Raw genomic sequence first — 8904 nt, 5'->3', positions numbered from 1 at the left:
TTTCACCGTAAGCGCTGGGGAATTAAACCCAACTAAGATTAAAAAGTTATGGGGATTCGTCAGCATCCATGGGGCTCTGCACAAGCATCCATGCTTGTGAAGCTCGCTTTTATCACACTAACAACAATAACTGTAAAATCAATAGGTTACGATGTTGGCAACAGCCAACTACAACACAGCCTTAATTAGTGCTCGTTAATTTGTACTCGCTTATTAGTCAATCATGCGCCTTGTAGCAAAAAAATTAAGCCATGCTCAAACTCACGCATTAACAATGGTCACGGGGCTAAATAAATTTTGCCTGAGCACTCGTTATTATAATAACGAGTGCAAAACAACTATGACTTATTTAGCTATGCGGTAACTTGTTTGTAAGTAGAAAAAAAGTTTTTTATTTTATCAATGGCTGGAATTAACTCATCAACATGAGGTAAAAATACTATGCGGAAGTAGTTCTGCTCTTTAATGTTAAAGGCGCTGCCGTGAACCAGTAATATCTTTTCTTGTTTGAGCAAGTCTAAAATCATTTGCTCATCATTTTCAATATTAAATTTTTCTTGGTTTACTTTAACAAAAAGATATAAAGCGCCCATGGCTGGGTGACAAGATAAACCATCAATGTTGTTGATCATTTTGGCGGCAATATTTCGCTGCTTTAATAAACGACCATCACCTTCAATAAGTTCATTAATACTTTGGTAGCCACCCAGTGCGGTTTGAATAGCATGCTGGCAAGGGACATTGGCACAAAGACGCATAGAAGAAAGCATAGAGAGTCCTTCAATATAATCTTCGGCATGAATTTTTGGCCCTGATATCACCAACCAACCGGCTCTAAAACCAGCAACACGATAGTTTTTAGACAGACCGCCCATGGTAATTATTAACACATCTTGAGCCAGACTTGCGGTGGGAATATGTTTGGCTTGATCATATAAAATTTTATCGTAAATTTCATCACTGAAAATGATTAAATCATGTTGACGAGCCAGAGCAATAATACCCTGTAAAACTTCTTCCGGGTAAACCGCGCCAGTTGGGTTGTTTGGGTTAATCAATACAATGGCTTTGGTCTTTTTAGTGATCTTTGCCGCCATATCTTTAAGGTTTGGATACCAGAAATTTTCATCATCACAATGATAATGTACCGGGGTACCACCGGAAAGTGACACTGCAGCTGTCCATAAGGGATAGTCTGGCGCTGGAATTAACACTTCATCGTCATTATTAAGTAAGGCTTGCATAGCCATAACAATTAATTCACTGACACCGTTGCCCAGATAAATATCATCAACACTGACATCTTTAATGCCTTGTTGTTGAAAATACTGCATCACGGCAACTCGTGCTGAATAGATTCCCTGAGACTCGGCATAACCTTGAGAGTTTGGTAGGTTGTGAATAACATCTTTTAAAATATCATCAGGTGCTTCAAAACCAAATGGGGCAGGATTACCAATATTGAGTTTAAGAATTTTATGACCTTCATCTTCAAGGTGCTTCGCCGCCGCTGCTATTTGTCCTCTAATTTGGTAACGGACATTGTTGAGTTTAGAGGACTTGGTAATAGCTTTCATCAGTAGGGTACTTCTTAAGTAAATGGATAAAAAAGAGAACATGTCATTGTTGCCAATAATTCGCTGTTTTGAAAGCCTTAATTTGGCTTTTTTTAAGGCTAAATTGTCAGCGTTTATCTCTAAATGGCATATTGCCATGATTGCTTAGGGCTAATAAAATAATTAGCCGATGAAAAAGGTTGCAAAGTGTTAGCTTACTCGTTCGTCCAAACTGATAGTCGAGCCGATTATTAAGGTGTTCGCTGTGAAGGGTATGAACGTACATCAACGTGGCACCTCGAAGTACTTGATTGAATGACAGACTAGGTTTTATTCGCAGTACCGAGAGAATCCACAGAGTTTAACTTCGGCGTAACGCGCTAGCCGTGCTAAGTAACTTGGTTAAAACAAAAAGGGGCCTAAGCCCCTTATTATCTACATTACTGGTTATTTAATGCCACTAATTTAGTTATTTTAACTTAGTTAAATAAAGCCAAAACGTCATCAATAGCGATTAATGATTTTTCACCGGTAATACGGTTTTTAAGCTCTACTTGTTGAGCATCTAGATTACGTTCACCAATGATAACTAATAATGGTGTACCTATTAATTCGTGGTCAGCAAACATAACACCTGGGCGCTCTTTTCTGTCATCAAACAATACTTCAATACCAGCCTGAAGCATAGACTCATATAAGGCTTCCGCCGTTTCTTTTACTCGAGCTGACTTGGCCATGTTCATTGGTACAATCGCTACTTGAAATGGTGCAATCGCCTTAGGCCATTTAATGCCGTATTTATCGTGGTTTTGTTCGATAGCGGCGGCGACAATACGTGAAACACCAATACCGTAACAACCCATGGTTAAGGTTTGGTTTTTACCATTCTCATTGAGTACCGAACACTTCATCGCCTCGGCATATTTACGGCCTAATTGGAAAATATGACCCACTTCAATACCACGTTTTATTTCGATAGTCCCTTGACCACATGGGCTAGGGTCGCCAGCAACAACATTACGGATATCTTGTATATTAATTTCGCCACAATCACGTTGCCAGTTAACACCAGTAAAAGAGCGACCATTCTCGTTGGCACCACAGACAAAATCGCTTAAGTGAGCGGCACTACGATCAACAATCACCTCAATAGTTAAGCCTTTAGGTCCTAATGAACTGCTATGGCAGTTAGCAATAGCGGATACTTGTTCGTCCGTCGCGAATGTTAACGGTGCAGCAATTCCTGCTAAGTTCTCAACTTTAACTTCATTGAGTTGATGATCGCCTCGCAGCACTAGTGCAACTATTTTTATCGGTTCACCTTCTGCCGTTGCGCCAACAACTAACCAAGTTTTTACGGTGGTTTTTACATCTAGCTCTAAGGTTTTTATTAAACGCTCAAGTTTTAACTCTACTGTTTCTATATCTTGAGTCGGCTCGGCACGTTCACCTTTTGGTGCTAATGCTTCGGCTTTTTCAATGTTTGCGGCGTAATCGCTGGCATCACTAAAAGCAATATCATCTTCACCTGAGTCAGCAAGTACATGGAATTCATGTGATTTTTCACCACCAATTGAACCGGCATCCGCTATAACTGGACGGAAGTCTAGTTCAAGACGTTCAAATATACGGCAATAAGCATCAAACATAATTTGATAGGTCTTTTCTAAACACTCGTCTTCTAAATGAAAAGAATAAGCATCTTTCATTAAGAATTCACGGCCACGCATCACACCAAAACGAGGACGAATTTCATCGCGGAATTTTGTTTGAATTTGAAATACAGTTACAGGTAATTGCTTGTAACTGCTCAGTTCGTTAGCGACTAGCTTAGTGACTACTTCTTCATGGGTTGGCCCCAAAACAAAATCACGTTGATGACGATCTTTTAGCCGTAATAACTCCGGGCCATAATCGTCTAAACGACCAGACTCTTGCCATAAATCTGCAGGTTGCACCATAGGCATTAATATTTCGTTAGCGCCTGCACGTTGCATTTCTTCACGGACAATGTTCTCCACTTTTTTCAACACGCGTAAACCTGTTGGTAACCAAGTATATAAGCCTGAAGCAAGGCTACGAACAAGACCTGCTCGTAACATCAATTGATGACTGATAACTTCTGCACTGGCAGGGGTTTCTTTAAGGGTAGACAGTAAATATTGACTGGTACGCATGGCTTATGATTTCCGTAAGAATAGGGGGAATATAAAATTGCCGTTATTCTATCAGGGGCTCAGCCTATGAAAAAGTAATAAATGTATTATTTATGACTTAGTGACTATATTAGGCGTGATAACAACGGCTAAAAGCTTAGCGGGTCATTTTCTTAACAAAAACCACCACAAACAGGGCGATAGTAAAACTGCCGGTAAACGCTTCTAGCGCTGCAATGGCGCGGGATATGCCTACTGGGGTAAAGTCGCCATAACCTAAGGTGGTAAAGGTTACCACCGAATAGTAAAGCGAAGAAAAGAAGAAGGCTACATTTTCTTCCATTGACTGTTCGCTGCTGACCGCTTGAATCTCACCGTTATAACTTAGGCCAGTAAAAGTATAGAGGATGGCGCAGACAAGAATTATCGCCATAGATAAGCCGATAATGCGTAGAGGTGCTTCCCCGTAACCACAAAATATATCAACCAGTTTAGAAATGGAGCGTTTTACACTATAAGGTGGTAGTTGCAAACGGCGCATGGTCAGCTCTTTTTGAATAAAATAGCCAGATAGGGTGAAAATACCTTCATGCTCAGCATGTTTACGTAAATCGCGGTAAATTTCTTCGGCTTGCTCTAATAAATCAACATTTTCCTGCTCATTTTTAGCTAACAAAGCCGCTCTGGCATCATGTTCCTGTTTGATTCTTTTACCTATATTAACGTTTTCGAATTTACTGCCCATCCACTTTACCCCAAGCATATTAGCGCCAGCCAAGTTGGCACAGTTGAGGTTCGAGTCACGCAAATCAGCTTTCATAACACTGGCATGTTGTAAGTTAATATTAAATAAGTGGCCACTTCGTAGGTTAGCGTGATAAAAATCGGCGTAGGAAAAATCATAGCCCAATTTCTTATCATGATTGACTAAATCTATGCCTTGGAGTTGAGCACGAGTTAGTATGATACCGCGCAACATGCCACCTTCTTGCGCGTACTTCTCTAAACGCTGTTTTACCTCTGCGCCGGTTTTATCGATCGCCTGATCATGCCAGTAACAATAGCCAGAGCCATTGGCTTCACCCTGACAGCAGTAGGCTTGTTGCTCGGTGCTATCGGGGTCTTGATATTGGCACAATAACTTTATTTTATTCATTTAAAGAGTATAGTGCGCTGCATCAAAAAGTAAAAATAGGAACTGGTGTGCAAATAACATTAATTCAAGCAGATTACCATAATGAGCAACACGGCAAAGATTTAGTGATGTTGTTAAATGCCTATGCCCTCGACCCTATGGGCGGAGGGGAAGCACTCTCTGATGAGGTTCAACAAAACTTGGTTGCTACCTTAGCAGAGCGCAATGATTTTTTAACCTTACTTTGTTATGTTGATGGTACACCCGCAGGTATACTTAATTGTATTGAAGGTTTCTCAACTTTTAAATGCAAACCTTTACTGAATATCCATGATTGTGGCGTGTTAAAAGAATATCGAGGCTTAGGTCTAAGTCAAAAGCTGTTTGTTGAGGTAGAAAAAATATCGCGGGCACGTGGCTACTGTAAACTAACCCTTGAAGTGTTAGAGGGAAATGTTATCGCGCAAAATGCCTATAAAAAATTAGGTTTTACTGGCTATGAACTCGATGAAAAAACGGGTAAAGCGATGTTCTGGGAAAAAGTGTTATAACTCTATTTTTATCAGTAAATGTTTTATAAGTAAGTTTTTATAAATAAGTATGTAGTAAAGGTTAATGAGTGCTTAGTCGCGTTTGTACAAATTTCTCATTAACCATAGTTGAATAATTATTAAGTTAAGTTATTCACTTAAATTATTAAAAGGAAATAGGCCGTCTTTTTTTCGGCATCATTTCTTGTTCATTATTCGCCTTAACCAGAGCTGGAGTATTATTTTTACTCGCTTGTTTTACCGGTTTATTTTTAGCCTGCTTATCTTTGCTATGGGCCTTTTTCTTTGGCAATGGATGATCAGCAACATTGCTTGCTTGGGCAAGCGTATCTTCTGTAAGGTGCTCGGTTTCAGCTAATTCTTCATTGATGATTAACTGTACCACTTCGCCATTAAACTCAATGACATCTTGATGATAAACTTTTTTACGCTTTTGGTATTCCACTTCACCATTAAGTAAAACATAACCTTCGCTGATCACGACTTTTGCTTCACCACCACCACTGACCAAGTTAGCTATTTTAAGTAACTTACATAGCTCAATGGGTTGCTGGTTTAATTCAATAACTAAGTAACTTTCTGACATAGATTTCTCGTAAACTCATTGATTACTTAGTTAGTTGCGTTAATAGCTCAGTGATTTCAGTTTTCAACTCTTCGCTATCAATGGTTTGTGCGGCATCATTCGCTTTATTAGCAAAAACCAGTGCCTTGTCATTTTCTTCAAATTCAACTTGACGTTGTGCCATTGCTAAATAAGCTGAGGCGGTAAAAGTAGCTAAGCTTAACTTTTCTGCTATTGCTAAAGCAACTTGATAAATATCCATAGCTTGCTCGCCATCTTCGGTAAAGTCAGCAAGTGCTTCCCATTGTAGCGGATGATCTTTTGGTGAGCCTTGGTTGGTCGCACAAAGCACTTGTAACTTTTTACAGCTAGCAAGTCTTAATTCTTCATTGTCAGTTGCGGATGCGTCAGCGATTTCTTGGCAAATGGCAAGAATTTCAGTATATAAAGGGGCTTTCATAGATAATCCTAGTGTATATAAGTAGTTACCGGTTTAATTTTTAATGTAATTATATTTACAGCGGCATAATTTCAGGCAATATTAGCATACCCGTACTTTTTGTACATTAGACAGTACACACAATACAGGATGGTAGAATGAATATTCGCTTTAATGTACAGGCACTAAGGTCTGCTAAAACAAGCTAGCTAGTATTGTTTTCGCTACTTTTATCTTTGGCTAGAGTTGCCGCTGATTGGTGCAAGAGCTAACAAGTGATAGGCACCATTGTGGTGTATCAACCGCAACAGGAAACGCTGGTGGGCAATGTCGCTGGAGCTAAAAGATGAGTCGGTACTTATTTTAGATGTTACCGCACCCGATATTAACTTGGCAATTAACGTTAAACGCTATGCCAGTGACGCTGGCCAAACAACGCTGTTTTTAGAACTTTACGACGGAGTTAGTAGTGAGATTTTAGCGCGTATTGTTAGCACGTCCGTGGCTGGCGATGAGAGTTGTTATCACTGGGCAACACGGTTTTCTAATCGAGCCGATGCCAAGTATATGATAAGAAAGTGGGCGAAAGCATTGCGAACAAAGTATGATGAAGTTGACATGTTAAAAACGAATTAAGCTAAATGAGTAAAGTATATAGATGAAAATGGTTGTTAATTATTATTTTGTGAAAACTTCAGTATCGCTGTTTTTAATTAACGCTATGCTAATGGTTACTATCAGTGCTGTACAAGCTAAGCCACCAAGTCAGGTTAAGTTTTCGGTCCAGCGGCAAGAAAACACTAAGCCGCGTGAAAGCTTAATATTGCCTTATGCCTTTAGTACCGATGATATGGGTACTGTCATTGGTGTAGGGGCGATGGCAACAGGTCTTTACCAAAAACAAATGACAGTGGCTGGCACCCTTTATGGTGGTGGAGAGTCTACTGGGCTTGCTTTAAGTGTGTGGGACTATCGTATTTTAGATAGTGAACGCTTCTTTTTAAGCGCTATTGGTATGGTGGGCGAGTATCCATTACTACGGGCATATGCACCTTTGCCGGGTGAATCATCATCACCAACTTCGCCGCGAGCAGGCGCAAATGACTCAAGCTTTGATGATTTTATTCAAGCCAGTGGTTCAAGTAACTGGTGGGAGGTCAAATTAGAGTATGTATTACCCTGGGGTAGTGCTGAAAAGCACAGTATGGCCAGTTACCAGCTACAGGGCGGGTTATTAATCGATGATGTGCAACAAGCTGACTGGCACCCGTTTAACACAGGTACCAGTATTTTAATTGCTCGGCAGTTCAATCGTTACCAGCAATATAGAAATGAAGAGGGGGAACTCTCTGGTGCTGTTCATGGGCTCGAGTTAGGCCTGCTTTATGATAATACCGACTTTCCTGTTAACCCAAGTCAAGGTAGTTCACAATATATCGCCTTTAGTTATAACCCTCAGTGGTTAGAGTCAAAGAATGATTGGACCTTTATTGAACTTGAAGCGAGTAAATATTTTTCCTTAGGGGCTACTTCATTTGCTAAACAAAATATTATTGCTGTTAATGCTTGGCTTGGTTACTCGCCAAGCTGGCAAAATACCCTAGATGATGCAGGAAATAGCCTAGTCAGCAATAATGCACCTTTTCTTGAAGGGGCAACATTAGGTGGTATGTATCGGCTACGCGGGTATAGGCAAAATCGCTTTCATGATAAAGCTGTTATCTATGTCACCGCAGAATATCGGATGACCTTGGACTATAACCCCATAGCCAATGTACGCTGGCTAAATTTTTTACATCTTGATTGGCTACAAACGGTATTTTATGTTGAAGGGGGTAGGGTATCGCCTACTTTTCATCGAGATACGCTGCTCTCTGATTGGAAAACTGATGTCGGTATATCATTACGAGCACTAACCGCAGGTATTGTCGTGCGACTAGACTTTACCCGTTCAAATGAAGGCACAAGTACTTGGTTGATGGTAGGTCACCCATTTTAACCTGATAAAGTTAACCTGACTTAAGAACGGTTTTTATGCATACTAATGCAGCGTTCTGGCTGAAAAGAAATCAAACGTATGATTTTTTGAAATAAATTAGTGATTTTAGAGCTTTTCTGTTGACAGATTTTACGAACTGCCTATAATACGCCCCCGAAGAGACGGACGATTAGCTCAGTTGGGAGAGCACCGCCCTTACAAGGCGGGGGTCACTGGTTCAAGCCCAGTATCGTCCACCACTTTTTCTTTCCATTAGAAATAAGTGTGAAGTAAAACTATAAATGGACGATTAGCTCAGTTGGGAGAGCACCGCCCTTACAAGGCGGGGGTCACTGGTTCAAGCCCAGTATCGTCCACCAATTTTCTTACCAAGAAAATTACCATAGTAAAGATATACATTCTTTTTCCATAAAGAATTAAAACTCAAAATGGACGATTAGCTCAGTTGGGAGAGCACCGCCCTTACAAGGCGGGGGTCACTGGTTCAAGCCCAGTATCGTCCA

At 40.3% G+C, this 8904-nt stretch carries 8 protein-coding genes and 3 tRNA genes; 6 read left to right on the top strand and 5 right to left on the bottom strand.

Annotated features, from left to right (window positions below):
- Positions 1 to 353: 353 nt before the first annotated feature.
- The 3 genes from MTCD1_RS17670 to MTCD1_RS17660 form a co-directional block, all read right to left on the bottom strand.
- A complete protein-coding gene (locus MTCD1_RS17670) occupies positions 354 to 1577 on the bottom strand; it encodes a pyridoxal phosphate-dependent aminotransferase (RefSeq protein WP_057180595.1) in 1224 nt (407 codons plus the stop codon).
- A gap of 458 nt (positions 1578 to 2035) precedes the next feature.
- Positions 2036 to 3733, bottom strand: a complete 1698-nt coding sequence (locus tag MTCD1_RS17665; RefSeq protein ID WP_057180532.1) for a proline--tRNA ligase — start codon at positions 3731 to 3733, stop codon at positions 2036 to 2038.
- A gap of 136 nt (positions 3734 to 3869) precedes the next feature.
- Entirely contained in the window at positions 3870 to 4868 is a 999-nt protein-coding gene (locus tag MTCD1_RS17660) for an ion channel (protein WP_057180533.1), read from the bottom strand.
- A 47-nt stretch (positions 4869 to 4915) separates the two neighbouring features.
- On the opposite strand from MTCD1_RS17660, the gene MTCD1_RS17655 reads away from it, so the two are divergent.
- Positions 4916 to 5398: a GNAT family N-acetyltransferase gene (locus tag MTCD1_RS17655; RefSeq protein ID WP_057180535.1), complete on the top strand. Its 483-nt coding sequence runs from the start codon at positions 4916 to 4918 to the stop codon at positions 5396 to 5398.
- A 145-nt stretch (positions 5399 to 5543) separates the two neighbouring features.
- Here the strand turns inward: MTCD1_RS17655 and MTCD1_RS17650 are convergent, their stop codons facing one another.
- Positions 5544 to 5984: an RNA-binding S4 domain-containing protein gene (locus MTCD1_RS17650; RefSeq protein ID WP_057180537.1), complete on the bottom strand. Its 441-nt coding sequence runs from the start codon at positions 5982 to 5984 to the stop codon at positions 5544 to 5546.
- Positions 5985 to 6006: 22 nt separating this feature from the next.
- On the bottom strand, positions 6007 to 6423 hold the full coding sequence (locus tag MTCD1_RS17645) for a hypothetical protein (protein ID WP_057180539.1): 417 nt from the start codon (positions 6421 to 6423) through the stop codon (positions 6007 to 6009).
- Positions 6424 to 6729: 306 nt separating this feature from the next.
- Here MTCD1_RS17645 and MTCD1_RS17640 point away from each other — a divergent pair, with 306 nt between their 5' ends.
- The 5 genes from MTCD1_RS17640 to MTCD1_RS17620 all read left to right on the top strand — a co-directional run bounded on the left by MTCD1_RS17640 (position 6730) and on the right by MTCD1_RS17620 (position 8904).
- Positions 6730 to 7038, top strand: coding sequence for a DUF3313 domain-containing protein (locus MTCD1_RS17640; protein WP_082606462.1), 309 nt, complete (start codon positions 6730 to 6732; stop codon positions 7036 to 7038).
- A 22-nt stretch (positions 7039 to 7060) separates the two neighbouring features.
- Complete coding sequence (locus MTCD1_RS17635; RefSeq protein ID WP_231732986.1) at positions 7061 to 8401, top strand: BamA/TamA family outer membrane protein; 1341 nt, start codon at positions 7061 to 7063, stop codon at positions 8399 to 8401.
- 163 nt (positions 8402 to 8564) lie between these two features.
- Positions 8565 to 8640, top strand: a tRNA-Val gene (locus tag MTCD1_RS17630).
- 44 nt (positions 8641 to 8684) lie between these two features.
- Positions 8685 to 8760: transfer RNA gene (locus tag MTCD1_RS17625), tRNA-Val, on the top strand.
- 71 nt (positions 8761 to 8831) lie between these two features.
- Positions 8832 to 8904 (top strand) — tRNA-Val (locus MTCD1_RS17620).

This window comes from Colwellia marinimaniae, from assembly GCF_002207865.1.
Taxonomy (GTDB): domain Bacteria; phylum Pseudomonadota; class Gammaproteobacteria; order Enterobacterales; family Alteromonadaceae; genus Colwellia; species Colwellia marinimaniae.
Note: the sequence above shows the minus strand (reverse complement) of the source record. Positions and strands in the feature narration are given on the sequence as shown.